Raw genomic sequence first — 26,520 nt, forward strand, 5'->3', positions numbered from 1 at the left:
ACGAAAACATTACTAGATTTAGTGAATACTCACTTGAATAGATTGTGAATCAAGGAAACCGATTCATGCTAAGTAATATCTCTTTTAAGCATGCGCTGTACTTTTTATCGTTCGTCTTTGTGACAGGCATATGTATTGTGTCATCCAGTTTAATCTATTCAGATTACGCACATTTGGATAGTTTAGAAAAGGACCGTCAACGTGTCGAAGTGGCATTAATGGCGGACAATGTTGCGCATCACTTTGCTGTGGAACGCGGCTTATCCGCAGGCTATGTGGGAAGTGGCAACGCCGCCACCTTAGCAAAATTAAACGAACAGCGGCGCGTTGCTGACGGCAGTTTAACCACATTGAAAGCGCTAAATTATCAAGTATTGTCCTCATTTCAGTCTCTTACGGACGCTATAGAGACTCAAGCTCAGAACAAAAACAACATTCGTCATGACGTAGACAGCCGTAAAGCGCCTACCGCTTTCTTGTTTTACTCAGATTTAAATGCCAAGGCACTCGCCTTAATGGTGGAAAGCACCGTCAGTCTTGAACACGATGAGTTACGCCAAGATTTATTAGGTTTGTATTATCTTGCCAAAACTAAAGAGCATTTGGGGCAACTACGAGGGAAGGCCAATGGGATGCTGGCGTCAAAAAATCTCTCGAAAGCCAGTCAATCTGATCTAGTGCTCTACTATGAGTTTTTCACTCGTTACAGCAAACTCGCCGTCAACAAACCCAAGTTTGCAGACAACGTTAAGACTATTCTCAATAGCCAAAAAGCACAGTTCGTCGATGACATTTTAGCCGAGTTAAGTCAAGCGCCTGAGGGGGCGCTTGCAACAAACCTACCTACGCCAAGTGAGTGGTTTGGGGCATCGACTGAGGTTATTGGCCAGCTAAAAGCGTTGATTGAAAATCACAAACTAAAACTGATCGAAAGATTAAGGCTGGAAATTGAGAGTGGCCAAACAAAACTTTGGATCGAATCAACTTTAATCATCGGGTTAAGCTTGTTTGTTGTCCTTTTCACACTGCGAGTTATCCGAGGACTGACATCCAAACTCGCCACTATCCAGCGCACTTTAGAGACTGTAACACAAAATGGGGATCTCACAGTTAGGATAAACGACCAGAGCACGGATGAACTTGCGTTAATTAGTCAATCCGTCGACCGAGTACTTACCTCTCAGGGAAAACTGGTAAAACAGCTCAAAGACAATATCGAAGAAGTGTCGAATAAAGTCGCAACGGTTGGTCACGTCATTACCTCGGTAAATGATGAAATGACCGCCGCAAATGTTAGCCTGCAATCCATTGTGACCGCATCGAACCAAGTTGCGCAAAGCACAGATGACATCCAATCCAGTATGCACCAGACACTTTCAAGTATCGAAACACTGGCATTAAACGCCACAACGACTCAGACCATCACGCATGATTCTAAGTCTTCTATTGATTCTCTGCGTGCGATGAATGAAAAAGCGTTTGAAAGCGCCGAACACCTGAACAATAAAAGCCAATCGATTGTCAGCATTTTGGATAGCATCAACAGTATTGCAGAACAAACTAATCTTTTGGCCTTAAATGCGGCCATTGAAGCCGCAAGAGCCGGTGAAAGTGGCCGAGGTTTTGCTGTTGTTGCGGACGAAGTAAGGCAGCTCGCTATCCGTTCTAAGGATGCAACTGGCGAGATTGGTGTTGTACTTGAATCGATAAAGCTCGAAGCCGCTTCCCTCCAAGACGTGATGAAGCAAATTCATGAAGCCAGCACGCATACGGTGACAAATAGCGACAAAGCACTTGACCACATCAAAGGAGTTTCAACTCAAGTCAAGCATATCAAAGGACAACTTGATTCAATTAATAGTGCGAGCGACCAACAAAGCCTTGCCGCAAATCATGTTAGTGATCAGGTAAGCGAAATAGGCCGAGAAACAAATGCCGTCATTAAAAACATGCATGATTTAGTGGATGAACTAAAACTACTCGAAAAAAACAATCGAGTACTATTGAACAACGTTGCTCACTTTATACTTTAAGGAAGATATTAAGGACGTTAGAAACGTCCTTGACTAAAGCTGCTTTGGCTTAACGACTTAAGACTGGTTTGTTGCACGCTCTGTCGGTATAAAGACAGGTAAACCCGCCCCAAAACAAATCAAACCCTATTTTTGTGAGGACCCTACCGCTTTCACAACGGGTAATGCCGCTTTTGTCCAGCCTTGATAATCCCCATCCAAATGAACAAGTTCGATGCCCTTATCTTGCATCGTATCGATAAAGATTCCAGCCCTTCTTCCTGATCGACAATAAACAACCGCTCGCTTGCCAACCAAATCACTGAGCACAGATTGATGCTGTTCAATTTCATTAAATGGCACATTGATAGCACCTTTAAGATGACCTGCACTGAATTCTTCATGAGTACGTACATCAATAATAAGATAGGACTCAGAAGTCATTTGATTAATGAGTAGTTGCTCGGCAGAAACCGTTTTCGGCGATTCGTTTGCGAATGAAAAGCAGCTAATAAAAAGTGCAATAATGACGAGTTTATTCATACTATTCCCTCAAATACAGTGAATGAGCTTGTGGATTCAGTATGACAATTCTTTTTCGTAAGTGGAAATCAAATTGCGTTGGCGGTTAAGTTACCACCAACGAAATTTGTTTAACTAACGATTTTGATGTCGCTTATAGTACGTTTAATTTCACGTCAATGTTGCCACGAGTTGCATTTGAATAAGGACAAACTTGGTGCGCTTTTGCAACTAATGCTTCTGCCTCCGCTTGTTCAAATCCTGGGATGTGCACGTTAAGAACAACAGCGATACCAAATCCTCCTTCAATTGGACCAATCGCCACTTCTGAATCAATCGTAACATCTTTAGGCAAAGCCACTTTTTCTTGTCCAGATACAAATTTCAATGCACCGATGAAGCACGCAGACGTAACCCGCTGCAAAGAGTTGCTCAGGATTTGTCCCTTGTCCATCATCACCACCCAATGCTTTAGGTGTCGATAGCGAAACCTCTAAGCGACCGTCATTTGACTTAGCAGTTCCTTCGCGACCACCCGTTGCCTGAGCATATGCTGTGTAAGCTGTAGTTAAAAGTGTTTTCATTTTATCTCTCCAATTTAGTTTGCATACAAAGTATATATGTATTCGAATCTAGATTGCAATAACTTTGTGTGCAAAGTATTATTCTGCTTATTGGAGGAGTCCATGAAACACCCACAACTATTGCTGAAAAACCAACTTTGCCATCGACTTTATCAAGCATCGAACCGCATTGTTCGCTCATATCGGCCACATTTGACGCAACTTGGTCTTACTTACCCACAATATGTCGTGATGATGGCACTATGGGAAGAAGATAATGTTGTCGTGAAAGACATCCTTGAACGCACAACAATTGATGCGGGAGCGCTTAGCCTCATTCTGCAAAAGTTATCCGAAAAGCAACTTATAAACGTGGTGGCAGGTGAAGAAGACAAACGCCAAAAGGTCATTAAGCTAACTTTGTCAGGCAAAGAGATGTCTGAACATGCGGCAGCGATCCCTGCGCAAATGCGCTGTACGTTTTCAGATTTAAGTGATGATGAAGTTAAACAGCTTACTGCGTTATTAGATAAATTAAATTCTCTCAAAGAGAGTTGTGCCAACAATGATTGAGTATGCACTCGCTAAACTGAGTCCTCGTTTAAATCAAATCCGCGAAATGGTGCCTGAGCAGACGTATGATGTTATCTGGGACTGCTGTTGTGATCATGGGCTACTCGGCATGTCATTGATGAGTACAAGTAAAACTCGCACAATGAAGTTTGTGGACGTTGTGCCGACCATTATGGATCAATTGCATAAACAGCTTTCATTACATGCACCTGAATACATTGAATGGTCAACATTATGCGAAGACGTATCAACATTACAGCTGTTACCAACAAAAGAGAGACATTTGGTCCTTCTTGCGGGTGTTGGTGGCGAATTAAGCGCACGGTTTGTTGAGCTAATCATAACGAACAACCCCAATGTCTATATCGACTTTTTACTTTGCCCAGTACGTGACTTGTTCTCATTGCGCAAAATGCTCATAAACAAACAACTTGCGCTTCTGGATGAAAAATTAGTCACAGACAATAATCGTGTTTATGAAATACTCTACGTTTCAACTCGAGCACATGAAGAAACACAAGCTGTTTCAGCTATCGGAGAAAAAATCTGGCAAACAAACACGCCCGGATCACAACAAATTGCAAAGCGTTATTTAGATATGTTAATCAAGCACTATGAACGTGCTGCTAATCAAAGTGCTCTTGCCGCCGAAGCGTTAAACCTATACCAAGGTGTCAACGTGTTCTCAGATTAAGCAGGTGTGGCAAAGGTAAGTTCGAATTTCGCCTTGTTCTCGTCACCCTCCCACTGTGTGACTAATTTACATGTAACACCAACACCATAATGCTCCGCCATGCCCTGTAATGTGCCTTCGACTAACGTAAACATTCTGCGGGCGGAGCAATAGATTAAATCGGCTTGTGTTGGTGTATGTTGAATATAGTCAAAGCTAGGAGGGATAGCATCTGGGTATAATTTCTTGAGTTCAACTTTATGTAAATCGTCTAGATTCTTTAAAATGGGCGCTGGATGTGGAAAATCCGTGAATTCAGGTGGCAATAAGGTAATAAGGCGAGAGTAAAGCCATTTACCAAAAGCGTAATGAGCTTGCTCATGGCTTATCCCAAGCGCTGATACAGCGTGGTCAACTATTTCCAGCAATTGTTCATCGGGGTAGTTTTCAGTTCTTACAAATCGGCTTTCGGTGTCAAAGCTGCACGCGTCCAGAATATCAAAAAGCTTTTCTTGTCCTGCGACTTCTTCGATAAACGCTTCTAACAAATTGAAAATATGACCTTTCATGCATCATCCTCGCTTTTCGCAATGATTGGCAGCTCAATCACAAACTCAGTCCCTTCCCCTAGTGTACTTTCTACCGTGATGGAGCCGTTGTGTTGATTAATGATGTCCATCGAGATAGACAACCCGAGTCCCGTGCCTTTACCAGCTGGTTTAGTCGTAAAGAAAGCGTCAAACACTTTTTGTTTATTTTGTTCGTCCATGCCAATACCATCATCACGAAACGTAATAACGGCTTTATCTTGCGTTTCGTAGGATGAAACCCATAAGTGCCCTCGCCCTTCTATCGCTTGTCCTGCATTCAAAATCAGGTTTAGGAATACTTGGCTCAGTTTCCCGGGTGAGCAATACAAGTCTTTTTTTATTGAAAAATCAGTAATCACTTCAACATGATACTTAATTTGTCCCGCGGCTAGATGCAAGGTCTCTTTGAGCAGATGGTCAATATTGACCCATTGTTTTTCGTCTTCCCCTTGCCGAGCAAATGAACGTAACTCCCTAACAATCGCAGCAATACGATTCATCCCTTCTAATGTTTCTTCCAGTAAATCAGGGATGTCCTTTCGCAACATATCGATATTAAATTGTGCGTCTAATGCTTGAACATCACTTGGAACAATTCCTGCGGATTTTTTTAGCGAATCCTGATAGTTCAGAAGCGACAATACGTACTGTTGCAACACTTCCAAATTACACATCGTAAAACCAGCAGGCGTATTAATCTCATGTGCAACCCCTGCAGCTAGTTGTCCAATGGAAGCCAGTTTTTCTTGTTGAACAAGCTGTATTTCGTGAGCTTTCAATGATTCAAGTGTCGAAGACAATTGCTGATTTAGCTCATACAACATTCGCGATTTTGTTTCGAGCAAATCCTCAGCACGTTGCCGCCCCGCTTTTTCTCGCGCTAATTGACGCTTGATTAATTCAAGCTCTTTTTCCACTGACGTGTTAGCAACCATAGGAAAAGAAAAGAAGAATCGGATGACTTAAGTATGGTTCGATATTTAAACGGATCAAGAAAATACCAAGAATCTCGTACGACGAAAAAGCATTGCCATACTTTCGTTTGATTTAATAGAAATTTACAGCCAATAAAAAGGGAACCTAAATACTTCAGGTCCCCTTTTATCTCGTTGAATTTATTTAGCGTTATTTGCTTTCACACTTTGCTATCATCGCTTGGTTGAACGCTTTAGCGTAATCGAGTGCCTGTTTCCGCCATTTAGGATCGAGACGTTTATCTAAGGTATCGCCAAGCCCTTCTACATGGCGAATGCCGCATGCCGTTTTCAATCGCTGCTGCTGTGCCGGATCATCAACACCAATCACGGTCGTGCCACGATTAGCCAATGCAATGAGTCGATAATCTTGTTGTTCACTGCGCGCGTTTACATCCGCTAAAGCGTCCGCATTCATCAGCCAAGTGAAGGGGGCCGGAATAGATTCTTTCATCGGCGTCTCTGCAGCCTGTTCAGACTTGTTACAACCACTTAGAATGAACGCTAAACCTACCATCATCAAACATATACGCTTCATCGTGCTTTCCTTCCTCTACGCAGCGCAAGTAATCCGAGTAAGGCAGCACCAAATCCTAAGCTGCCGCCACCGCTGCTGGAACTTGAGCTACTTTTGGCGGTCACTGTAATGGTTGCCGTAGCGCTCGCCTGCGCGCCATTCCCATCGCTGATGGTATAATTGATGGTTTCGGTTCCAGTAAAATTCGCACTCGGCGTATAACGTACACCGCTTTCTGTCGTGACCACCGTACCCACACCATTGTAGGCAAGGCTGGTGATGCTTAGCGTGTCTCCATCTACATCCGTGTCGTTGCTTACCACGTTAAGATCCACAGCAGCGGAACCTTGCACAACGCTAAAAGAATCGCTGTTCGCGACTGGTGCATCATTTACAGGCGTCACCGACACACTAATCGGATACAAGCTGCTTTCAATTACTCCATCCGACACGACGACATTTACGGTCAAATCACCATTAAAATTCACCGCAGGCTGAATTGTATTGCCATTGAACGTGTAGTTGTTCCCTTCCCGAACCGCTACTGTAATTTGTGATGAGGCACTGTCCGGGTCTACAACTTGTATCTCAGATAATGAGAGCGAGAAAGCGGTGTCTTCCGCCACGCTCAATGCATTTTGACCCACCACACGAGGTGCATCATTTACTGGCGTAACGTCGACATTAAGCTGGTAAACATCACTTTGTGTAATGTTATCGGTAGCGACCACATTGACACTTAAACTACCCGCAAAATCAGCTTTTGGGGTCACGGTATTATTGCTCACACTATAATTTGTGCCAGCCAGTACGTTAATCGACAAGTCAGTTAGTGCACTATCAACGTCTGTAATGATAAAGTTTTGGCTAGAGACGGCAAAGCTTGTATCTTCTTCCACAACCAAGCCGGCACCACTGACGATTTTCGGCGCATCATTTACCGCATTGATGGTAACCGTTAATGTGTATTGGTTACTGTCAAACTTACCGTCGTTCACAGTAACAGGCACCGAAAGGACGCCATTAAAATCAGCCGCTGGCAAAATACTCGTTCCAGTGACCGTGTAGTTAGTGCCACTCAAAACACTGAGTGAAAACGCCGCAGGAAATTCGCTATCCGCATCGTTAACCACTAAATCAGACAAATTGATTGCTGTTAAGTTGTCTTCATTTCCAACGATTGATTTTTGTCCGACTATTTGCGGCGCAATGACATTCGGTTTGCCTGAGATGGTAAATGCACCCTCGTTCACCGCGAAGAAGATGTTATCCGAACAACGCACCATTAATCGGGCATTTGCGCTCTGCAAAGAGGGAACATTGACCGTTTCGCTGCCGTCGTTAGGCGTATTGCTTCTTAGGACAGTAGAAAACGTTTCTCCATCAGCCGCTAAGACCAAATCCACATTACTGCATGAAATAGGTGAAGCCGTTGTCCCTGCAACATTCCAAGTTATGGTCGGCGTATCATTTTCAGACCAAACAGCATTCTTTAAAGGTGCAGTGACTTCAAAACGCTGAGCTGTCGTCACGGTGGTGACTTTCATCAAATCTGAGCCGACATTGCCTTTCTCGTCTCTGGCGATAAGTTTAAAATTCATCGTTCTTGACGTCGTAGGATATGACTCACCAATGGTCGTTTTACTTGCGAGTACGTCACTTAAACGCGGAAACTCGCGAACTGGCTCGGTTGTAGGCATCCAAGCTCTAAAGATTGGTCGAGACCCGTCATCCACCATTGTCGCCGCACTTGATGACGATGTTCCTAGGTCAAATTGCTCCCAAGAATAACGAAGTGCATCTCCATCTGTGTCAGATGCAGTGCCGGTGAGTTTAAACGCCGTATTCGCCGGAATGGTGTAATCACTTCCCGCATTCACTGTAGGCGCTACGTTTGTACTCGGCGTTAGCGTACCACAGGCAGCTGAAGTGGTTATGTAGTCACGCATCTGCTCGACTGAGTGTGAGTGGAAAAAAGCATCTGAATTACTTTGCAAATTCTCTTCACCACAAATCCCCGCATAAGCCATGATAGTTGAACCACTTCCAGGCTCATAGGCATCGTCATTGGAACGGTTACCACATGCGCCATTCGTACCATTGAAGCTATGGGCACCACCAAATTGGTGACCCATCTCGTGGGCTACGTAATCGATAACAAATGGATCGTTCGTTGGGCTACTCGGTTCTCGTCATGCCACCCCATTTGTAGTTGTCATCACAAACGACACCTAAGTATGCAACACCGCCACCTCCGGTATTAAACACATGACCAATATCGTAATTACTGACACCAATAGCGTCATTTACAACGGCTTGGTTGGCATCTAAATCGTCATCTGTATTGTTGTAAGGATCGGTCGCGGCATCTGTAAAGATGATGGCATCATTGTTCGCGACAAGCTCAAGTTGAACACCTAAATCCACCTTGTACACTTCATTAATGCGGTTTAGCGCTGTTACCATTGAAGCAAGTGCTAATGCCTTAGTGCCACCATGAAACGCGGTGTATTCGCCTGCTGCTGCAATGGCCACTCGATAGGTTTTAATTCCTCCAGCAAGCTTGGTATTTTGCATCGGCTTTGATGATTGCTCACGCGTAACACGTAATACCTTATCTTTAATCGAATCAGAAGGTACTGCATTCGCCTTAAAGTAACTTATGTGTGCCGCACGGTTACTTTGCTTAACGGGGTCAATAAACGCGCGCTGGCCGTTATACAAAAACATGCCGTGAAAGCCCTGAGGAGTGATGTCAAAACGACCTCGGTTTAACGGATTGTCTTCCTGAACGCCTTCAAACGTTCTGAATTCAGGGTATTTCTTCTGCAGTTCACTCGCGTAAACCGGTGAGTCCGTGAGTTTAAAACGAGCAAGTTGTCCGTCTGGCATGGGCAACAACACATGAAATTCAGTTTTAGATGAATTCAACAAAAATTGGCTCAACTCCACCATATTCGCATTAATCGAATACGCATTGTGTACCATCAAATTGTCTGTCGCCACCGTCGAAGCGGTTTTTAACTTTGCACTTTCTAGCCAAAAATTAGGCTGCGCAAGTACACATGAAGGTGCAAGTGCCATCATGCTACCCGCCAGTGCACAACCGAATATGGTCAACTTTTTCATCTAATTCCTTCCCTATTTAACTAATTTAAATGCTGAATTCGAGCAAAACACTTTCATTGTTGGCAATAATTTAAGTACCAAGACGGTGTTGGTAACACCTCATTCCTGACTTGGCGTTTGGTATTGCTAGTTTGCTGAACATAACCCGACGTCAAGCCAATCATGGCTCGATAAAGTTCTACTTCTTCGTTCAAGCCGTACTTAAACATCATTTCTTGCCAGTGCTCAGGTAAATTCGCTCTTTCCTTTGAAAACTCAAACGCCATTACTTCCACAATCTTCTGCATTACGCTGAAATGTAGTAGATACTGAGAATTATTTCTTGGCACTTGTTGAATAATTTCTTTCACCGACTGAGCATATCGCCAGAAACCGACCCGGTTTCGTTGTACTAGTTGAACATGCAGTAAGTTCAACCCCGAAATAGCAGCGCGTTCAAAGTCATGCGCTAATGAAAATCGAACAAACGCCTGCTGGTAAAATTCTGAAGCCCTTTCATAATCTTTTTCTGCTTGGTAATACATGCCTAACTTATGGCTCAACCGCGTTGAATAGGCGGTTTCTTTAGACAGGATTTCCACTTCTCTCAGCACTTCTTTGGCTTCATCCAACTTTCCTTGTTTGAGCAAAATCGAATGTAAATTCAACGCAATTTTGACGACTTGCTCCGTATCTTCATTTGCGAAAGCGATGTCCTTTGCACATTCATATGCCCTTCGCGATTGCTCAAACGCATTCTGATGCCTGAGTAAAATTGCCCAGTTGTTCAATAGTTTGTGTTCACTACCTCGAAAGTAAACGGCGTACTCTGCGCTTGTTAAGCGAAGTGCGACATCGTTAAAGAGCGCAACATCTTTTGTTTCAACTGCCGCGCGCAGAACAAAAATATGCTCTAAATAGGCCCCCTTCGAGGGAGTTCGCTTCTGCACGGTATCCCACCGTTCCATAAAAGCCTCTGGGGTATGTGTTAATGTTTGTTTCATCTGCGCAAAGTCAGACGAGCTCCCAGCACAAACGGCTAAAGCTGCAAAATAAAATGACAAACATACGAGAGCTAAGTAATTCACATACATAGAAAACAAGTTAGGCTTACCCAAATCCTATCCAAATAAAATGGGGCCAGCAATCTAACTTCACGAAGTTTTGTGAACAAGCGTAAAGATTATACAAATCCTTCAATCCGTTTCTCTTTGGTCATGCTATATTTTCTTAAGATGGTTTTTTATAAGAGAGCAACTCGATGCCACATAGGGAACGCCCCTTCTTCTATACAACGGAGTTTGAGAAAGAAAGTTTATTGCTACGTGCCAAAGCAACAGGCCACGGCAAGGCAGAGGAAGTGAAGCAAATGTTTGATGTGCTGACGCTTATAGCCAAAGAGAACAACCTAACCAAATTATTGATAAATGTTGAAGAATTAACGCTAGATTATTCCAGTGAAAAGATGATAGATATTCTCTACCATATTGAACAACAGCATTTAGACATTTCAATTGCACGCATCATTAACCAAAATGAATTCAAGAACGATCTTATTGAATTATTTGCGGAAAAACACAATTTGAAAATCAAAAATTTTACCTGTGAAGCTCCTGCTATTGAATGGCTGAACAGCCAATAACTATGTAAAACAAATTAACAAATCCACACAAAAGGCTACACATTTACTTATTTTTACAAAACAATAGCAAAACAAATAAGAAGCAATATCAACTATCTACCATCTTGCGCCGCCACGACGTACCTTGAACGATTCCAACCAACCTTTATTTTAAGCTCAAAATCCGTACACTGCGCACCAAAGACAACGCTGTCATAATCGATTCGAGAGAGGTATTCATTATGAAAATCAATTATTTGCTGAGTAAACTTAAAGTGGCAGCGAAACTGAGGCTCATTATTGTATTAGCCAGTGTCATTATCATCACTTTGCAATGGTTGTCAGCCAGCAAATTAAAATCGACTATGATAGCAGAACGACAAAACAAAGCCGTTACGCTCATTCAAACGCTTGAATCTCAGTTGAATTCAATTGCCGTTAACGATTCTCTTGATGAGCAATCGAAAAAACGAGCTGCCATTGAATTGATCAACAATTCACGATATGAACCATCGGGCTATTTTTTCCTATTTTCAAATAGCGGCGACATGGTCGCTCACCCGATTAAACCAGAATTAAACGGGCTGTCCATGGTTTATCATAGCAAGCCTTTTATTTCTAAAGCATTTACGCTTTTTGTTGAGACGGCTAAACGCCACAGAGAAGGGTTTGTGAGCTATGAATGGCCCAAACCGGAACTCGTCCGATCAAGAAGAAAAACTTTCATTTGTTAAACAGTTGCGTTTCTTTGACTGGATCATCGGCACAGGAATCTATCTAACTGACGTTGAAAAACAATACCGAGATACGCTTGTTCAGTTGCTTATTGAAACAATTGCCTACGTCGCCATACTGCTAACACTATCATCGCTTGTGGCTAGAAACATCATAAAGCCTTTGAATAAAATGACACGCACGATGACCGACATTGCGCAAAATAAAGACTTAACCATTACCCTAAAAAATCAAGGCAATGACGAGCTTGCAACGATGGCTCAAGCGTTCAACGAAATGACCGCTGACTTTAGAGAAGTCGTAAACAGCATTAATGATAACACCTGTGCATTAGCATCCTCTGCAGAAGAGACTCGCTTGTGTAACGAACCAAATTCAGCAAGGTATTGCGCAGCAAAACGCGGATACCGACATGGCCACCCAACAAATTGGGCAAATTGAGCAATCAGCTGCTCAGGTTTTCCATCAAACTCAAGTGGCACTTAACAAAGTCAACCACACGACCGAGCTGACCGAATCTGGATTGCAGAGTCTCATTCAAACTGTTGAAAGTATTGAGCAAATTTCAAACCGTGTCGACTCTGCCACGATAGCGGCGAGTCATTTACAACAGTCGTCAAGCCAAATTGAGATAGTTTTGGAAGTAATCAACAAGATTACCGAGCAAACGAACCTCTTAGCACTTAACGCTGCAATTGAAGCTGCTCGAGCGGGTGAACAAGGCCGAGGCTTTGCCGTTGTTGCCGATGAAGTCCGAACCCTTGCAATGCGCACTCAACAGTCAACACTCGACATTCAAACGATTATTTCCGAAATACAAAAAGGTGTTGAAGCCACCGTAAATGACATGATGACCTGCAAGACAGCCACCGAACTTAGCATCTCGTTGAGCCAGCAATGTAACGATGCGCTCTCAGCCATTGATGCTTCAGTCACTGAAATTAGCGCGATCAATCGTTTAATTGCCGAAGCGTCTGAATCACAAAGTTCGGCGGTTTCCGATGTGGTACAAGGTATGCTGGGGATTTCAAGCGTTGCTGAACAAACCGAAACGGGCGCTAAGCACACACAAGCCTCCAGCCATCAACTAAGTGAAATGTCGTGTGAACTAAACACAATGGTGAATCAGTTCAAAGTAGCCTAACAGCAAAACGGCTGTCCATATACAGAATAACGAGACCAAGTCGCTAAATCTTTCGAGAAGGCGACTTTTACCTAAGCGGTAACTGTGGCAACATAAAATTCGTATATGGCATTTACAACAGGCAGCTCATGGAACTGAATTTTTCATCCTTTAACCCGCTTCAAATATATCATTTAATGACGCAAACCATCATTCCAAGACCCATTGCTTGGGTTCTGACGGATTCAGGTCATAAAAACTATAATCTTGCGCCTTTTTCTTACTTTACCGCGGTATCGAGCGCGCCGCCGTTATTGATGTTTTCTGTGGGTAAAAAACCAAATGGTGAAGTCAAAGATACGGTTAGAAACCTCCTTGAGAACAAGCGTTGTGTAATACATATTGCTTCAAGTCACGATGCCAATCTGGTCACCAATACTGCGGCTACACTCGACCATGGCGAATCTGAAGTCTCGCTCAATAATATCGACGTAGTGGATTTCAACGGCTTCCCCTTGCCACGAGTTAAGCAATGCACGATAGCGTATGGTTGCGAGCTCTATGAAACAAAAGAATTAGGTGATGTACCTCAAACTCTGGTATTCGTCGAAATAAAAACGCTGTATTTGGATGACCAAGTCGTTGAGTTAGATGCTAAAGATCGCCTTAAAATCCACGCAGATAAGGTATCCCCTCTCGCACGACTCGGCGCTGGAGATTACGCTGGGATAACCGCGCCTTTCGCAATTGCGAGGCCTGATTAACCTTTTCCTCCATGGGGAATGTGAGTCACTACATTCCCACGCTTGCCAATCTTAATCTATCAGAATCTGTTCTTTCACCTTTTAGAGATATGAGTCACTCATTTTGAGTCACACTTACTCGGCTAATAATGAAATCCATTCATCAACATCCGCAACAATAAACTCAATTCGTTTGCTGTCGTGAATCGTCACGCGAAACGCGTCTGTTGTGATTGGAATAAAGCCAGCGCCTTTACCTGTGCATTTCTCAATGTGTGTTATATCACTGCGCTCAAAATGATAAGGGCCAAGTGGCAGCATTTTATTTGAAGGTTCGAAATGCAACTGTGAGTCAGTTAATGAAAGCTTACCATCTGCTTTCGCAGCCCCCATTTGAATGGAAGCTGGAGATGAAAAAAGTACATTTTGCGTCATACGACATTCCCTTAAAAGCGGTAAAATCCCATATACCTTACGGTGTTTTCCGTTCTCGTAACAGTGTCATATTGCACGATTCACTATGACATTTAGCACTGTTCGACATAGGTACAGTTTGTCATAATGGTATAATCAATAAGAACAATAATCATCTCTCGATGCAAAATACCATCAAACATACTGCAGATTGGCGCCTTTCGACTGTTGCTTCGTGGCTCGCTGTGACTATCGCTTGCGTGTTTTATACTCCGTCCACATTGACTCTATTTCTTCAATTGCCGGTTCACTTGCTTATTCTTTTCTTGTTATTGGCGATTATTCGGACGCCAAACGACAATGTCGCACGCTACGCGAGTGGTTATTTTGCTTTAATTGCTTGCCTCTTTCCGCTTACGAACACAAGCCTCGTTCTTATTCATATGGCAATGTTTTCCTCCTTATTTAGCGCGCATTTCAAACCCACTACCTTGTTTGGATGTATCCTTGCGCTACTCGCGACATACTGTGGTGTTTTGCTGTTTTACAAGCATGAAACGATACCTTGGATAGCGCTTGCAATTTGGGGTATTTTTGCGATTTTTAATGGCATTCTTAGCCGCCGTTTTGTTGAAAGTCTCAACATGCATTACCAATCTAGACAAAACTACAAAGAACTCAAAGCGACGCAAAATATGATGAAGGCGATGAGTGCAGAGCAAGAACGCTTAGCCCTATCTCGCGAGCTGCATGATTCACTCGGCCACAAATTAACAGCGCTCTCGATTAATCTCGATTTTCTAAAACGCCAAGCGCCCCAAGAGATGACGGAAACCGTAAGTCAGTGCCACGCGCTAAGCCAAGAAATCCTCGCAGAAGTTAGGCATATTGTTTCTGCACAGCGTAACGATTTTGGCCTACTTAAAACCTCACTAACGGACTTATTTCGCGCTACACCGACCTTAAAATGTACGCTTGAGATTTCACCCAATTTGGAACCGCTTCCACAACAAATTGGGTTATGTGTCATTCGCTTTTGTCAGGAAATGATCAGCAATACGTTAAAACACACCAATGCTTCTGCTATTGACTTCGTTATCTCAAGAGATGAAACCGAAAAAGACGCTCCCATCGTGGTCACTGCAATGCACAACGCTCGCGAATCCGTGTTACCTAAGCTTGGCAATGGCCTAAAAGGCATGAACGAACGTGTTGCTATGCTCGGCGGCGAATTTACGCAGCGTCTGTTGAACAATGCACTGATCAGTGAGTCTCAAGATCCCGTTCAATCGTTCAACTCAGGAGGTCGTTTAATATGATCTCGTGCTTACTTGTTGAAGACCAAAACTTGGTGCGACTTGGCCTCAAAAATCTATTAGAACTCGATAAAGACCTTTGCGTAAAAGCAACCGCAGAAGACGGCATAGAATGTATGAAGCAGTTATCTGTTGAGCATTTCGACATCATTTTACTTGATATGCGTATGCCGAAAATGGGTGGCCTTGATGTTTTAAAAGCAATGCAGGAACAACAGAACCACACGCCAGTTCTTATCATTACTACATTTGAAGACTGTGATGTGTTAGTCGAAGCCATCGCGCTGGGTGCGATGGGTTACATCTTGAAAAATGCCGAATTAGAGCATCTTCTGAGTGCCATCAAAGCCGTGTGTAATGGGCAACAGGTATTGCAACCTGCACTGACACGATATTTATTAACCTCCAGTCATGCAACGCCATCCACACTTACTGAAAAAGAGTTAGAAGTCCTCAAATGTCTGTCTTTAGGCATGTCTAACCGAGTCATTGCGCAGACCCTAAATAACTCAGAAGGCACAATTCGCAATCACGTCTCAACCATTCTGGCAAAACTAGACGTCGCCGATAGAACGCAAGCCGTCATTAAAGCCATAAACGAATCGCTTGTATAATACCCACACTTTCCCGTAATCTGGGGCCAATTCTTTGCTCGGCAAAACTGTTCAGGGAAAATAAATCGGTAAAAAATCCGCTTTAAGCTGGAGCTGATTTTTACATCGTATTTAAGTTTATAAGGAAAATAAATGGTCGTTTATATCTACGCAGCGCTACTCGGGTTTCTCTATGTGTTTTTGAGTTTTCGCGTTATTTTTAGGCGTAAAAAACTACATGTTGCACTCGGTGACAACAACAATATCGACATTCAACGCGCTATCCGTGCGCATGGTAATTTTGCAGAGTACGTCCCGTTTACTTTATTGCTTATTTATTTAGTTGAAACCGCCTATCAATCGCTTTTACTGGCCCATGGCCTTGGCCTTGCGCTTTTCATCGGGCGCTCGCTTCACGCACTGAGCATTTCGCGCCAACCTGAACCCCTCATTTTGCGTCAAATTGGCATGGCTCTGACGTTTAGCGTTATTCTGACGTCGTCAGGGCTGCTCCTTGCAAATGCCCTGTAACACTAGAATTTGCATTCTTGCAAAATAAAATCGATTACCGCTTGTGTTCGTTGAGGTAACTGTTTTCGAGATGGATACACTAATGAAAACACAAGCGGCTTGCCTCGAAACGATGGAAATAGTGGAATAAGCTGACCCGTTTGAAGTTCATCTTTGATCATGCTTGGCAATAACACCGCAATACCTAAACCCATTGCAGCCATAATTTGTACGTGACGAGGTGAATCGCACTGATGAAAGTGTGTCGGCTTTACGATGTGTAACGTTTCATCTTCATAAAACTCCAAACCATTATTGGAAGCCAGCTGAGTTAAACAAATCCATGGCAGTGCAGAAATGTGGTCAATTGTGTTAGGCAGTCCGTGTTGTGCAATAAACGCGGGAACTCGCAAACAGACCAAAACTATCTTGGTGAAGCGGCCTTGCAATTAAACTGCTGTCTTTTGGAATGCCAACCCGAATGGCCAAGTCAATTTGTTGCTCCACCAAATTAAGCGGTTTGTCATCCAGCACAAAATCCAGCGTCACTTTAGGGAATTGTTCAACAAACTTAGGTAGTAAAGGAATGATAAATTGCTCAGCGACGTCTTGGTTCATCGTCAGGCGCACTACGCCACTTGGTTCTTCTGCAACGAGATCCTGTTCGATTTCTTGCAGTATCAGTTCGAGCTGCTTCGCCTTTTCATAAAGCTTCTCGCCTTCCATTGTCAGTTGCAGCGAACGCGTATTTCGATGCAATAGTCGTACATTCAGCTGCAGTTCGAGCGTGCTAACTTGCTCACTCACTCGAGAGCGACTTGTTGTCATTTTACGTGCAGCACCAGCAAAACTTCCCGCGTTTATGACTTGCACAAAGACATTCAACAACTTAAGTGTATTAGCGTTGATTGTAATCATTTTCCGAACACTCCATTCATTTTTAGCCATCTTATGGTGACAGCGTTTTTATTGCAAACTTACCTCATTGAATTTATTCCCTATCAAATTTGGAGAAAACCATGATTGCAATAACAGGTGCAAACGGCCAACTTGGACAACTTGTCGTCAAATCATTAACGAGCAAAATCAACGCTTCGGAAATCGTTGCGCTTGTACGCAACAAAGCACAAGCAGCGGAACTTGACGCGCTTGGTGTCACCATTCGTGAAGCCGATTACGACGATACGGCCTCCTATGTAAAGGCATTGGAAGGCGTTGAAAAAGTCTTACTTATTTCGAGCAATGCGATTGGTCGTCGCACTGCACAACATAAAAATGTAATTGATGCAGCAAAATCCGTCGGCGTAAAACAGCTCGTCTACACCAGTTTGTTAAAAGCGGACACGTCACCGATGTTATTGTCCGAAGAGCACAAAGAAACAGAAAAATTGCTGGCAGAAAGCGGTCTTGCTACCACAATCTTGCGCAATGGTTGGTACATCGAAAACTACACGGACAACTTAGCCGCGTCATTGGAATACGGTGTATTAACGGGTGCAGCGAACGAAGGTGTGATTAGTGCCGCAACGCGTCAAGATTACGCTGAAGCCGCGGCAAATGTGTTAACTCAAACCGGTCACGAAAATAAAACCTATGAACTTGCGGGAGACGTTGGATTTACTCTTGAACAACTTGCAGAGCAGGCAAGCGCAGTCACCGGAAAACCGTTAGCCCCTCGTTTCATCGGTCAATCTGACTTTGCTTCATTTCTTACTCAAGTCGGTTTACCTGAAGGGTTTGCGGCAATGCTTGCGGATTCTGAATACCGAATTACCCAAGGCTGGTTAGAAGACAATTCAAAAACATTGTCAAAACTACTCGGCAGACCAACGACGGCTTTGGCAACTGTATTAAAAGCACGCTTTAACTAAGATGATTGTCAAGTGCGAGGCATTAGCTTCGCACCTGTTTCTTATTTCGTTTTCGTCCATTTTTCCAATATGGTGAGGTCGTTTTCTAAGCCTTCATGGATCCACACACCATTTTCCAAACGACAACCAAAATCGAACGTTTTTCCCAATATTCCCTCGTACGTACTGATGTCAACCGTTTCAATGTAACGCCCATTCGCTGATGAATAATGTCCGCTTGCCGCTACTTTCACCTCACCGTTTGGCGTCCACGTAATAAAATGTACGGTGCCATCCACCAGCGATTTTCGACTTAACGTTGATTTGTCTTTAATTTCACCGACGACAACACCTGCACTGTTTGTATACTTGGCGTAGTTGAGCGTCCAACTACCCTCTAGACTTTCGTTTGAACACGTAGACTCTGATGCCAAAGAGACGAAAGGCAGACTGCACAACACAATGGTAGCGACCGATTTTGCATTCATTTTAATTTCCTTCTAACTTGGTAATTAGAAACCTAACATATTGATCCCGCCGTTGCTTTGCTAATCGAGTTGAAGAATATGCGAATTTTTCAACTTGTTATTGGCTTCGTGAGAATTAGTGCATAAGCTAAGATGCATAGACGTTTACCAATCAAAAAGGAATTCCATGACTAGTTCAAAAACCGTGATCATTATGCGCCATGCTCGCGCTGAAGCGCTTCGCGATGAATTACTCGACATTGACCGACATCTGACTGCAACGGGTACAAAGCAAGCCAAAAAAGCAATGCGTTTTTTAGACAAACTTGAACTTGTGCCAAACAAAATTGTATCCAGCCATTATGTTCGTGCGTTACAAACCGCAGAACACCTTGTAAAACAAGCCAGAAAACTGGATAAGTCGAGTGACATAGAATTGGTTGTTGAAGAGGCTCTGGGACTTGCAGCCCCGATGAAAAAGTTTACAGATTGGCTCACGCAGTCCTTTGACGAATTACCCGACGTCACATTAATTGTGAGTCATGAACCGAATATCTCACGTTACCTCGGGTATTTACTTAGTAGTAAAACGTCTGTGTACAACGTAAAGAAAGGCTCGCTTGCTATCTTCACATTGGAGTCGCCAACAAACGCAAAACTTAATGCCTTTGTGCCACCCAAATTAATGTAAAAAAAGAGGGCTTTCGCCCTCTTCTGGGAGAATTAAAAGTCTTGAATGAGGGTTTGGTTTTGGCCAAACTCAAAGACATTCACCCTGCCACATTGCGCAAAATGATTCTTCGATTGATACGGTGCTCCCGCTTGCTGAATATCGCCTTCCCAACCTTGGCCATTTTTCACAAACGCTTTCACTTCAAACCAGCCATTGACAGTGTTGGCGCAATCCATATCAACATCTAACATCCAGTAATGATCGCCCCACTGATTGAGCGGTGTTTCGCCATATCCGTCGACTGACACCGTGCGTTTTGTTCCCCAGGCGCTTGGCCAAATATTGGTGGTCCAGTCCAATGCACTTCCCTCAGCGCCAGCGCCTTGAGTCGCTTCAAGGCCTTGCCAATCTAAATAATTATCACCTTGTTTCCAGTTTTGAGTGGTGGTGTTGAGTAAATTGTTGTGTCGGATCGGCAGAGCACACAACAGAGCATTCGAATTGCAGTTCTTCCCTTGCGATGCCGCATAAGCATAGTCAATCCCACCACGAACAAACATATCTTGACCTGACTGAGTTTGTGCTTTGATAAAGACGACGGTGCGCTTCCAATTCGCAGACGATGAGCCTTCAAGTTTAGCGCCTTTGTGGATAGCGACAGCATTCATTGCAGGAACATTGACAAGCGCAAACCCGTTTGCGTCGACGTCGATGGTTTGCCCTGAGCACGATGACTTGTCCGCGGATATTTGCCCTGAAAGAACATCACAATAGCGACCTACACTTAGGCCTGTTTGCAAGGTTTGTTGCATCGTGCCGTTTTCTCGGTTGATGGCAACAAATCCGCTTGCTCCGCGAGAAAACGCGATTTGGTTATTGCCATTGTCCCACCAGTTCGAAATTTGCCACACGTCATTTGTGTTGTTTCTAAAATCAACGGCACCCGATATTTTTTGATGACGGTGTTCACACTGCCAACCATCGCCGAAACAATTTAAATTTGCTCCATCGTGCACAGGGTAAGTCGGCCCACCTGCATCCGTGTCGTGATGGTAGTCAAAACTCGACATCACTTTTGGATATCCATACGGATACGCCAACATAAACACATTTGCTAAATCATAGAGAGCGCCGTCTTGATAGGTAACCACGTTACCCGCACCGCCATGTCCTCGTTGATTGTCGTGATTGTCCACGAATACCACCGCTTTGTAGCTTGGCATCATCCCCCACGCTTCACCAAAGTTACTCAACCAAGCAAGCTTACCTGACTTGAAGGTTTCGCCTAATTTAGTCGTATACTTAAATTCGGTCACCAAACCATTTCCAAAGTACTCGCTCGCCGAAACAGCCTCGCCACCTTGATCAATCACTTCCTGAAAAACGAGAGGGGCACCATTCACTTGACTCAGTACACTCGCAATGTCAGACGCAGCCATATGTTTGCTGGCATCCAGTCTAAATCCAGCGACCCCAACTGATATTAGGTCGTTCAAATAACCTGCCAGTTTACCTTGCACGTAAGACGATCCCGTATTCAAATCAGGCAAGCTCACCAGTTCACAGTTTTGCACTCGCCAAGGATTATTACCGTAATCCTCGTTGTTTATTGCGCACGTATCGTGAAAATCCCACGTGTTGTAAATTGGAAACTGTTTGAGAGTAAACGATGTACCAGCAACGCCTTGACCGCTGCCCGCAGCCATATGGTTAATCACCGCATCAACGTAAATATTTACCCCGGCCGCCTTACACCGAGCAACCATATCGACAAATTCAGCGCGGCTGCCGCCTCGGCTAGTCAGCGCATAACTTACAGGTTGATAACGCGTCCACCATTGATCACCTGTTACATGTTCATTTGGTGGTGAAACTTGAACCGCTGCGTACCCTCTTGGCCCAAGATAGGTTTCACATTCTTTTGCAACATCTTGCCATGACCATTCGAATAAGTGGACAAACGTGGTTGGCGCTGCGATAGCGCTACTTTGGCATAATGTGCCGAGGCCAAATAAGACCCCGATCTTGAATGTCTTCAATGCTGTTGTTGTCATAATGTGTTCTCTATTTGTTGTTATAAAGTTTATATTTACAAACCAATAACAATATAGAGATTAATTTTTAAACATCACATTGAATACGTATGCAAAGCAGAAACACGCGATGATGAAATGTGCGAAAACCAGTTAAAACGAGACATCTGGTTGATTTAGACAATGTCTATTCAGGCGATTTCATTTTACCGAAAATCAGTGATACATCAGACTGCCATTCAATATGATCTCAAAAAGTCACTCAGTGATTTGGTTAAGGCTTCTTCTTGGATGGGTTTAGCAATGTAACCATTCATGCCCGCTTCTAAACACGCTTCTTCATCTCCTTTCATGGCGTTGGCGGTTAAAGCGATAATGGGAATTCGTTTTAACTCCTCGCCGCCTTCACCTTTGCGAATGCGTGACGTAGTTTCAAAACCATCCATTTCTGGCATTTGACAGTCCATTAAAATCAGTGAAATGGGGTTTTGCACGTCGTCGTGTTGCACAAGAAGCATTAACGCTTCAGCGCCATTGCTTGCGATACTGACTGATAAACCCATTCTATCGAGCATTTTCGTGGCGACAATCTGATTCACTTTATTGTCTTCAACCAAAAGCACGTGCTGACCCGTAAACAATTGAGATTCTTGATGTTCTGTTGGTTGCTCTGCTTGATTGTGAAATTCATCACAATGCTTTTGTAGTTGCTTTAAATTGGAAGGCGTCAACGGTTTTTGTAGATAGTCAACGTAACCAAGAGACAAAAACGCTTGTTTGTCTTCACTGTCTGCAATGCTCCCGAGCATGATCACATCGGCCTTTTGATAACGCTGTATCGTCTTTATCCAATCATCAGTATGCTTTTGTTCTACTCGTCGAGATAACATCACGACATCATATTGGTTTTGCTCTATACGACTAAGTGCATTTGATAACGTCGCCGCAGAATCAACTTTACATCCACACATCTCTAGCATTTGTGACATACATTGATTTGCCGAGGCGTTGCTTTCGACGAGTAAAATTGCCTTTTCCTTTTGCGGATAAATTGCAGCATCATGCTCTAAGTTATTTTCTTCGAATAATACGTGAAAAGAAAACTGACTCCCGTTCCCGCGTTCACTACTCACACTAATGTCACCGCCCATTAGCTCGCACAATTTCTTGACGATGGCTAAACCCAATCCCGTACCACCATACTTCCGCGTTGTCGTCGCATCAATTTGCGTAAAGGAGGCAAAAAGTCGCGATTGCTCCTCTTTAGATACACCTATCCCCGTATCTTTTACAAATCCGCTCAGCTCAATACCTGTTCCAGTTCTCTCTGTTCGTAAGGAAACAATAATTTCTCCTTCCTTGGTAAACTTGATGGCATTGCTGAGTAGGTTACTCAAGATTTGTCTAAACCGTATCGGGTCCCCCATCAATTGCAGGTGTTTCATTTCAGCCGTATCAAGCACCAACTCGACATTATGCGGGTCCACCTTGTATGAGAAAGCCGTTACAAGCTCGGAAACCAACGCAGGTAAAGAAAAACTGATTCTTTCAAGCTCTAGCTTATCCGCTTCAATTTTCGAAAAATCGAGGATGTCATTAATTAGCGTGAGTAAACTTTGTGCACTTGAGCGCGCAATATTAACGTAGTTTGCTTGCTGCTCTGAGAGCTTTTCCTTTTCTAATAAACTCAGCATGCCAATGACACCGTTCATCGGCGTGCGAATTTCGTGACTCATATTCGCCAAGAACTCGGATTTTAATTTAGACCCCTCTTCTGCTTTCAGTTTCGCCTCAGCCAAACTTTGATTAGCAGTGACAAGCGCTTGTTGAGTCTGTTGATTTCGCTCAAGTCGCGGCGCACCGACCATGATTGCTAAGCCAAAATTAAAAAATTGCTGACTTATCATGACTGAAATCATAAACCAATGCATCACGAAGCTTTGATCTTGCAGCGCCCCCATATTTCCGGGCTGAACAGCTGACAACCCACGAATTACCGCTGCAATGATGAGCACAATGATACCCACGCCGACCAAGAACGCACTCTTATTAGTGGCTTTTCGCCGATACCTAAAAAGGCAATATAAAATCCAAATACCTGTGATCAATAAACAGCTCATACCAAGCAGAAGTCGCCCTTCGTAGCTTGGGTAAATGTAGGTAAAATTGAGTTGCAGCATGGCAAAAATACTGAAGTAAGCGGCCACGAACTCAACCGGTATTCGGTTGCAAAGCGCTTGATATATCCCCAATAAAATCAACAAGAATGATAGCTGACCGCACCAATTAGAGAGTACAAAGCGCATAAAATCAGGTAATACATTTTGCAATGCAAAAAAGGAGAAGTTAACAAAGAGAAGCCATGGCGCAATCGCCCAATAAGCCGTTGCTTTTATATCGCGGTTTGCCATCCAAAGGAACGTCAAAGCGATAGCCGACGTTATTATGCTGATGGCACTCATAATCAAAATAGTTTGCGTTGATAACTCTATCATGTCGCTTCGGCTTTTTTCGTTATGGTAAACTCATCCCTTGTCTTTGGCTTGCACATTGAAGATGCAAAAGGACTGCGCCTAAACACAATCACCCTTTCGTCATTCAACGCCCTTTTTGCCATCGCAAAGATTTAATTAATCTAGTAATTAAGGTAGGACAGCAACTTAGCGCTGTAAAGGAAGCCTGCTTAGATTGCAATTGTCAGCTAAAGGAGCGGTATAGCTATTGCTAATTCGCTCCCGAGTTTTTGGGAAAACCTTGCTCTGCTTAGACTAATAGAGCGGCTTTGATTTCCTGAACTAATTTCACCGTTTTATTTTCATTCGACGAGCTATGCCTTAGTACTTCGCCTGTGGTCACATCAAACTCGTACTCATCAAAAACTTCATTAGTCAGCACTAATTCAAGCACCACGGAAAAGTCGGCAAGGTCTGGGTAACTAATGATGTCGTGAGCAGGTTCAAAGACATAAACCTGCATGTCATTTGCGATGCACTCACTTTGTTTAACTATCCGCACAAAAGCACCTTCGACCAACGGGTGAGTTTCAGAAAATGAGTAACATGTGAACAGACTTGGTCGTCCAACATAATGCACTTGCAATGTTCGATGTTTAGTCGTTTGACCTTTAATTACGTTACACGTTGAAGAACGATTCTCTAGCCTGCGCTTGCCTAGAAAACGTGCTTGTAACTTAAACCCAAGCTCATCATGCTCAAATAAAGCAAAAACACTCGCGTGCCCTATCGCTCCAATGTCTGGCAGCTCACCAAATGCCTGAATTTCTCTTACCACGTTATCAATCAAAAAATGCTTGTTCTTACTTAGGCGAAACAGTAACGGGGCTAAAAGCCTATCTTGTTTTGCCGTTGACAAACCACATTGCATTACGCGTTTGGTTTCCTCTATAAACGTCTTAAGTTCCAGAGGTTGATGTACAACGGGACGATAAATCACAGTCATAATGTTTCTCCCACAAGTGCAAGGTTAGAACACACGTGTTCAATCGCTTTATGTGAGACATGAGCATTCGCATGGAATAGCTGATACTGTTTCAATAGCATCAACGCTCGCTCCGGCGAGCGCGAGTTAATGCCTTCAATGGCCTGCCATGCAAGTTCAAACAATGACGAACGTGAGAGCTGAATTAGCGCGTTCAAACTGGACTTGCAACCGGATAACTTTAGTAGATTAACGAAATTCAACAGACGCTCATGCCGTTGATAACGATATTCGATAGAATGAATTGCGAGGTCGTTGGCGGTAATTCGAATACGATACGCCTGTTCAGTCGATTTACCCAAGTTAACAAACCAAATAGCGTCTGTTGAAGCGAGAAGGTTTATTGCGTAACTCCCCTCAATTGAAACACGGTCTTTCGCCGTAAGGGTAAATGCAGAAGGCATCTTCTGTACTTCGATTTGCCCGATATGCTGCGCATCAACATTCAACAGCTTTACGAGTTTAAGCGTAACCTCTCCTTGAATAACATGAATCTCCACAGGTCCCTCAAGGACATATTCGTTTGTTTCTACAGCTCCTTTAAACACGGCAATTTGGTTTAAGATCGATTCCTGTAACGCTATTCCATGCTGCCCAAATAACTCAACGCAATGTATGTCTTGCGTCTTATTGGGTAAAAGCGCCGCTAACGTGCTTTTATTGAAGTTCATTAAGGTTTTACACATATATCCATCCTTGAATTTAGTGGTCACTGTTTTTCTTTCGCTCAGAGGGATGCCTTACTGAGATGTAACATAATCGTCACAAATTCAGCTTTTTACCTTATGTAAATTTCGAATAAAGTATAAACACATCGTTGATTGAAAAATGCACATCATGGGGCTTTTACGTACAGGTGAAAATTTCTCGACATGAAATTTTGTGCGGAACAATCGATGAAGACATTTTTTGTACCGTTAATTTGGATATTCTTTAAATTGGCTTATCGATGTTTGTACTGAGTTTTACAATAACCCCGCTGGACATGCGGAGACCGAAGTTGTTGGTGCTTTGTTTTTCGACCAGCGTGCCGTTGTCGCCATACTTTAAAACAGCCTTCACTCATCGAACTTCGCATCAACTTTACAAGTTGGGTGGATGAAATACCAAATTGTAACTCTATTGCTTCAAAAGGTGTTCTATCTTCCCATGCCATTTCAATGATCCGTGATAGATCCGCATCAGTATAATTCATTACGCAATCTCAAAAATTTAGACAATCATTACGAAGTGACCTCGGATAAGATCAATGACCCATAAAAAACTTCATTTACCGAGTAAAATTTGCCCCGTCTGCCAACGTCCTTTTTTATGGCGAAAAAAATGGGCAAAAGACTGGGACCGGGTACTTTTTTGCTCCAAACGATGTCGAAGCCAGAAGTAAGATCATTCCTTCTAGTACTGTCTCGCCA

Annotated in this window: 30 protein-coding genes and 1 pseudogene; 14 read left to right on the forward strand and 17 right to left on the reverse strand. The window is 43.4% G+C overall.

Features of this window, described 5'->3' with window-relative positions:
* Positions 1 to 65 precede the first annotated feature (65 nt).
* The gene (locus tag J5O05_RS04450) at positions 66 to 2,033 is read left to right on the forward strand and encodes a methyl-accepting chemotaxis protein (protein WP_208843766.1); all 1,968 of its coding nucleotides are present in this window, start codon (positions 66 to 68) and stop codon (positions 2,031 to 2,033) included.
* A gap of 126 nt (positions 2,034 to 2,159) precedes the next feature.
* Here J5O05_RS04450 and J5O05_RS04455 read toward each other — a convergent pair whose 3' ends face one another.
* Positions 2,160 to 2,555 carry a rhodanese-like domain-containing protein gene (locus J5O05_RS04455; protein WP_208843767.1) on the reverse strand — a complete coding sequence of 132 codons (396 nt, stop codon included), beginning with the start codon at positions 2,553 to 2,555 and terminating at the stop codon, positions 2,160 to 2,162.
* A gap of 133 nt (positions 2,556 to 2,688) precedes the next feature.
* Positions 2,689 to 3,118: pseudogene (locus J5O05_RS04460) on the reverse strand (organic hydroperoxide resistance protein).
* A gap of 102 nt (positions 3,119 to 3,220) precedes the next feature.
* Between J5O05_RS04460 and J5O05_RS04465 the strand changes: the two are divergent.
* A complete protein-coding gene (locus J5O05_RS04465) occupies positions 3,221 to 3,670 on the forward strand; it encodes a MarR family winged helix-turn-helix transcriptional regulator (RefSeq protein ID WP_208843768.1) in 450 nt (149 codons plus the stop codon).
* Complete coding sequence (locus J5O05_RS04470; protein ID WP_244369938.1) at positions 3,663 to 4,364, forward strand: tRNA (adenine(22)-N(1))-methyltransferase; 702 nt, start codon at positions 3,663 to 3,665, stop codon at positions 4,362 to 4,364. Before J5O05_RS04465 ends, J5O05_RS04470 begins: the two co-directional genes overlap by 8 nt.
* Here the strand turns inward: J5O05_RS04470 and J5O05_RS04475 are convergent.
* The 6 genes from J5O05_RS04475 to J5O05_RS04500 form a co-directional block, all read right to left on the reverse strand.
* Positions 4,361 to 4,912: a heme NO-binding domain-containing protein gene (locus tag J5O05_RS04475; protein ID WP_208843770.1), complete on the reverse strand. Its 552-nt coding sequence runs from the start codon at positions 4,910 to 4,912 to the stop codon at positions 4,361 to 4,363. The genes J5O05_RS04470 and J5O05_RS04475 overlap by 4 nt on opposite strands.
* The gene (locus J5O05_RS04480) at positions 4,909 to 5,850 is read right to left on the reverse strand and encodes a sensor histidine kinase (protein WP_208843771.1); all 942 of its coding nucleotides are present in this window, start codon (positions 5,848 to 5,850) and stop codon (positions 4,909 to 4,911) included. Before J5O05_RS04480 ends, J5O05_RS04475 begins: the two co-directional genes overlap by 4 nt.
* Positions 5,851 to 6,058: 208 nt before the next feature.
* Positions 6,059 to 6,445, reverse strand: a complete 387-nt coding sequence (locus J5O05_RS04485) for a hypothetical protein (protein WP_208843772.1) — start codon at positions 6,443 to 6,445, stop codon at positions 6,059 to 6,061.
* Positions 6,442 to 8,580, reverse strand: coding sequence for a tandem-95 repeat protein (locus J5O05_RS21615; RefSeq protein WP_482817160.1), 2,139 nt, complete (start codon positions 8,578 to 8,580; stop codon positions 6,442 to 6,444). Before J5O05_RS21615 ends, J5O05_RS04485 begins: the two co-directional genes overlap by 4 nt.
* Before the next feature lie 22 nt (positions 8,581 to 8,602).
* Positions 8,603 to 9,553, reverse strand: coding sequence for a reprolysin-like metallopeptidase (locus J5O05_RS22350; protein WP_208843774.1), 951 nt, complete (start codon positions 9,551 to 9,553; stop codon positions 8,603 to 8,605).
* A gap of 53 nt (positions 9,554 to 9,606) precedes the next feature.
* Positions 9,607 to 10,500 carry a tetratricopeptide repeat protein gene (locus tag J5O05_RS04500; RefSeq protein ID WP_208843775.1) on the reverse strand — a complete coding sequence of 298 codons (894 nt, stop codon included), beginning with the start codon at positions 10,498 to 10,500 and terminating at the stop codon, positions 9,607 to 9,609.
* Between the two features lie 293 nt (positions 10,501 to 10,793).
* On the opposite strand from J5O05_RS04500, the gene J5O05_RS04505 reads away from it, so the two are divergent.
* From J5O05_RS04505 to J5O05_RS04515, 5 genes are all read left to right on the forward strand, one after another.
* Positions 10,794 to 11,174 carry a hypothetical protein gene (locus tag J5O05_RS04505; protein WP_208843776.1) on the forward strand — a complete coding sequence of 127 codons (381 nt, stop codon included), beginning with the start codon at positions 10,794 to 10,796 and terminating at the stop codon, positions 11,172 to 11,174.
* A 221-nt stretch (positions 11,175 to 11,395) separates the two neighbouring features.
* Positions 11,396 to 11,887 carry a cache domain-containing protein gene (locus tag J5O05_RS21625; RefSeq protein ID WP_280117673.1) on the forward strand — a complete coding sequence of 164 codons (492 nt, stop codon included), beginning with the start codon at positions 11,396 to 11,398 and terminating at the stop codon, positions 11,885 to 11,887.
* Positions 11,832 to 12,329 carry a methyl-accepting chemotaxis protein gene (locus tag J5O05_RS22355; RefSeq protein ID WP_280117674.1) on the forward strand — a complete coding sequence of 166 codons (498 nt, stop codon included), beginning with the start codon at positions 11,832 to 11,834 and terminating at the stop codon, positions 12,327 to 12,329. Before J5O05_RS21625 ends, J5O05_RS22355 begins: the two co-directional genes overlap by 56 nt.
* Positions 12,301 to 13,032: a methyl-accepting chemotaxis protein gene (locus J5O05_RS21635; protein WP_244369787.1), complete on the forward strand. Its 732-nt coding sequence runs from the start codon at positions 12,301 to 12,303 to the stop codon at positions 13,030 to 13,032. Before J5O05_RS22355 ends, J5O05_RS21635 begins: the two co-directional genes overlap by 29 nt.
* Positions 13,033 to 13,160: 128 nt before the next feature.
* A complete protein-coding gene (locus J5O05_RS04515) occupies positions 13,161 to 13,775 on the forward strand; it encodes a flavin reductase family protein (protein ID WP_208843777.1) in 615 nt (204 codons plus the stop codon).
* 114 nt (positions 13,776 to 13,889) lie between these two features.
* Here J5O05_RS04515 and J5O05_RS04520 read toward each other — a convergent pair whose 3' ends face one another.
* The gene (locus J5O05_RS04520; RefSeq protein WP_208843778.1) at positions 13,890 to 14,189 is read right to left on the reverse strand and encodes a PH domain-containing protein; all 300 of its coding nucleotides are present in this window, start codon (positions 14,187 to 14,189) and stop codon (positions 13,890 to 13,892) included.
* Positions 14,190 to 14,350: 161 nt separating this feature from the next.
* Here J5O05_RS04520 and J5O05_RS04525 point away from each other — a divergent pair, with 161 nt between their 5' ends.
* From J5O05_RS04525 to J5O05_RS04535, 3 genes are all read left to right on the forward strand, one after another.
* Positions 14,351 to 15,487, forward strand: a complete 1,137-nt coding sequence (locus J5O05_RS04525; RefSeq protein ID WP_208843779.1) for a sensor histidine kinase — start codon at positions 14,351 to 14,353, stop codon at positions 15,485 to 15,487.
* Positions 15,484 to 16,098: a response regulator gene (locus tag J5O05_RS04530; RefSeq protein WP_208843780.1), complete on the forward strand. Its 615-nt coding sequence runs from the start codon at positions 15,484 to 15,486 to the stop codon at positions 16,096 to 16,098. Before J5O05_RS04525 ends, J5O05_RS04530 begins: the two co-directional genes overlap by 4 nt.
* Positions 16,099 to 16,230: 132 nt before the next feature.
* Complete coding sequence (locus tag J5O05_RS04535; RefSeq protein ID WP_208843781.1) at positions 16,231 to 16,608, forward strand: MAPEG family protein; 378 nt, start codon at positions 16,231 to 16,233, stop codon at positions 16,606 to 16,608.
* Positions 16,609 to 16,610: 2 nt separating this feature from the next.
* Here J5O05_RS04535 and J5O05_RS21640 read toward each other — a convergent pair whose 3' ends face one another.
* On the reverse strand, positions 16,611 to 17,000 hold the full coding sequence (locus tag J5O05_RS21640) for a LysR substrate-binding domain-containing protein (RefSeq protein WP_244369789.1): 390 nt from the start codon (positions 16,998 to 17,000) through the stop codon (positions 16,611 to 16,613).
* Positions 16,960 to 17,505 carry a LysR family transcriptional regulator gene (locus tag J5O05_RS21645; RefSeq protein WP_244369791.1) on the reverse strand — a complete coding sequence of 182 codons (546 nt, stop codon included), beginning with the start codon at positions 17,503 to 17,505 and terminating at the stop codon, positions 16,960 to 16,962. The genes J5O05_RS21640 and J5O05_RS21645 overlap by 41 nt, the downstream gene beginning before the upstream one ends.
* A 101-nt stretch (positions 17,506 to 17,606) precedes the next feature.
* Here J5O05_RS21645 and J5O05_RS04545 point away from each other — a divergent pair, with 101 nt between their 5' ends.
* Positions 17,607 to 18,458, forward strand: a complete 852-nt coding sequence (locus J5O05_RS04545; protein WP_208843782.1) for an SDR family oxidoreductase — start codon at positions 17,607 to 17,609, stop codon at positions 18,456 to 18,458.
* A gap of 41 nt (positions 18,459 to 18,499) precedes the next feature.
* Here the strand turns inward: J5O05_RS04545 and J5O05_RS04550 are convergent, their stop codons facing one another.
* Positions 18,500 to 18,925, reverse strand: a complete 426-nt coding sequence (locus tag J5O05_RS04550) for a hypothetical protein (RefSeq protein WP_208843783.1) — start codon at positions 18,923 to 18,925, stop codon at positions 18,500 to 18,502.
* A 166-nt stretch (positions 18,926 to 19,091) separates the two neighbouring features.
* Here J5O05_RS04550 and J5O05_RS04555 point away from each other — a divergent pair, with 166 nt between their 5' ends.
* Positions 19,092 to 19,595 carry a SixA phosphatase family protein gene (locus J5O05_RS04555; protein WP_208843784.1) on the forward strand — a complete coding sequence of 168 codons (504 nt, stop codon included), beginning with the start codon at positions 19,092 to 19,094 and terminating at the stop codon, positions 19,593 to 19,595.
* Between the two features lie 32 nt (positions 19,596 to 19,627).
* Here J5O05_RS04555 and J5O05_RS04560 read toward each other — a convergent pair whose 3' ends face one another.
* The 5 genes from J5O05_RS04560 to J5O05_RS04580 form a co-directional block, all read right to left on the reverse strand.
* Complete coding sequence (locus tag J5O05_RS04560) at positions 19,628 to 21,631, reverse strand: alpha-amylase (RefSeq protein ID WP_208843785.1); 2,004 nt, start codon at positions 21,629 to 21,631, stop codon at positions 19,628 to 19,630.
* Between the two features lie 218 nt (positions 21,632 to 21,849).
* Positions 21,850 to 24,105 carry a response regulator gene (locus J5O05_RS04565; RefSeq protein WP_208843786.1) on the reverse strand — a complete coding sequence of 752 codons (2,256 nt, stop codon included), beginning with the start codon at positions 24,103 to 24,105 and terminating at the stop codon, positions 21,850 to 21,852.
* Positions 24,106 to 24,373: 268 nt separating this feature from the next.
* Positions 24,374 to 25,069, reverse strand: a complete 696-nt coding sequence (locus J5O05_RS04570) for a hypothetical protein (RefSeq protein ID WP_208843787.1) — start codon at positions 25,067 to 25,069, stop codon at positions 24,374 to 24,376.
* A complete protein-coding gene (locus J5O05_RS04575) occupies positions 25,066 to 25,794 on the reverse strand; it encodes a hypothetical protein (protein WP_208843788.1) in 729 nt (242 codons plus the stop codon). Before J5O05_RS04575 ends, J5O05_RS04570 begins: the two co-directional genes overlap by 4 nt.
* A gap of 257 nt (positions 25,795 to 26,051) precedes the next feature.
* Positions 26,052 to 26,303 (reverse strand): TIGR03643 family protein, encoded by a 252-nt coding sequence (locus J5O05_RS04580; protein WP_208843789.1) that lies wholly within the window; start codon positions 26,301 to 26,303, stop codon positions 26,052 to 26,054.
* A 54-nt stretch (positions 26,304 to 26,357) separates the two neighbouring features.
* On the opposite strand from J5O05_RS04580, the gene J5O05_RS04585 reads away from it, so the two are divergent.
* Positions 26,358 to 26,492: a DUF2256 domain-containing protein gene (locus J5O05_RS04585; RefSeq protein ID WP_208843790.1), complete on the forward strand. Its 135-nt coding sequence runs from the start codon at positions 26,358 to 26,360 to the stop codon at positions 26,490 to 26,492.
* Positions 26,493 to 26,520: the final 28 nt, after the last annotated feature.

The organism is Pseudoalteromonas xiamenensis (genome assembly GCF_017638925.1).
GTDB classification, from domain to species: domain Bacteria; phylum Pseudomonadota; class Gammaproteobacteria; order Enterobacterales; family Alteromonadaceae; genus Pseudoalteromonas; species Pseudoalteromonas xiamenensis.